1 protein-coding gene and 1 pseudogene are annotated in these 1,347 nt (G+C 44.3%); both read right to left on the reverse strand.

The genetic code is table 11. The features are described 5' to 3' along the window. Nucleotides 1-13 precede the first annotated feature (13 nt). On the reverse strand, nucleotides 14-436 hold the full coding sequence (locus ESP02_RS13545; RefSeq protein WP_002374719.1) for a hypothetical protein: 423 nt from the start codon (nucleotides 434-436) through the stop codon (nucleotides 14-16). Beyond that, a pseudogene (locus ESP02_RS13550) lies at nucleotides 400-1,347 on the reverse strand (hypothetical protein); the annotation flags it as partial. The gene ESP02_RS13545 and the pseudogene ESP02_RS13550, both read right to left, overlap by 37 nt.

The raw sequence follows: 1,347 nt of genomic DNA on the forward strand, positions 1-1,347 counted from the left end.
GTTTAGTGATGATTTAAAAATAAACGAAAGGAGCCGCCCTTGGCGGCTCCTCTTTTACAGTTCTTCGTAAGTCAGGATAAGCGGTTAGGATATAATACTTTCGTTTTTTCCATACGATGTTGGGCATTCTTTGAATAACTACTTTAGCGTAATAGATCGAGTCGTATTGAATATAGTTGTCAAGGTTTAATCTATAAAATCCCCACCCTAATGTCTTTCCAAGAGCGACCGATTTATACGATCGATAGATTACACGATTACCATCTTGTAAAGAACAATCACCTAGAGGTAACTTGATCGTACCCTCTAAGTATTTTTTATTGGCAGTATAAATCGCGCAGTTGATAAATATCAAAGCTTGTTCCGTAGTATGGAAGGCAGCGGAATAGGTTATTTCTTTTAATCGGGCTTGTAGGGCATCCGCAGTCTGTCCCACATGCCGTTTTCCATCGTATGCCCTTTCCCGCCGTCTGCATACCATTCGTCATAGTACAAATCAAGAGGGGAATACCATTCGAATTCATCGTCATCATCGTCATCCCCTTTGAAGTTTTTGATTGCTTCAAGGACTCGAGCTAGACTCAACGCATTCCATGCAGCGCCCATTGCGCCTTCGACTAATGTTTTACCTGTACCATCTTCTACGATGTCTCCAGTTTCTTCATCTAATACACCTCTTCGCCCATCGATCGTGATCGAGTCATCTATTGGGATGGCTGCTTCACTGTAAGCAAAATCGATCGCTCCCCACTGGTATTCTGGAACGGCTACGCGAGTGTCAGCGTACACGAACTTTCCTGTTGCATCAAGGACAACCGTTTGTCCGTATAAGGTAGCGATTATACCAGAAGGATCGAAGCTCAATCCGTTTTCAGTCGGTGCCAAGACTTCTGCTAAGTTCTTTTGTATATCGGCAGTGCGTGTATGATAGGCTTGCGCCATTTGCTGAGCCGTCTGGACAGCGACTTCTCTTGAGGGTGTTTCGATCACCCCAAATTCAAAAGTGGTGTTTTGCTGGATATATTCCAGAAAGTCTTCTTGAGTCGCAATCTGGCTCATCAAGACAGACATCGGGACACTTAATTCGACTTCATGGACGAAGGAACCGTTGCTACCCCGATGGCCATAATTGTGACCGGAGATCGTTAGTAATGTTGTATCACTGCCGACTCGAGTTTCCATGACACGAACCATTTCCAGTAAGAAGAATTGATCTTCGATGAACATTCGATCAGCTACCGAGGCATCACGTCCGATCACGCCAGTTCGAGCGCTTTCAGTAAAAAGAGAACCATAAGAGATCAGTTTACGGAATGCCGGATGGTCATTGATCGAAAAGCGATAAGC

The organism is Enterococcus sp. NBRC 3427, from assembly GCF_007996925.1.
In the GTDB taxonomy this organism is placed as follows: Bacteria; Bacillota; Bacilli; order Lactobacillales; family Enterococcaceae; genus Enterococcus_B; species Enterococcus_B lactis.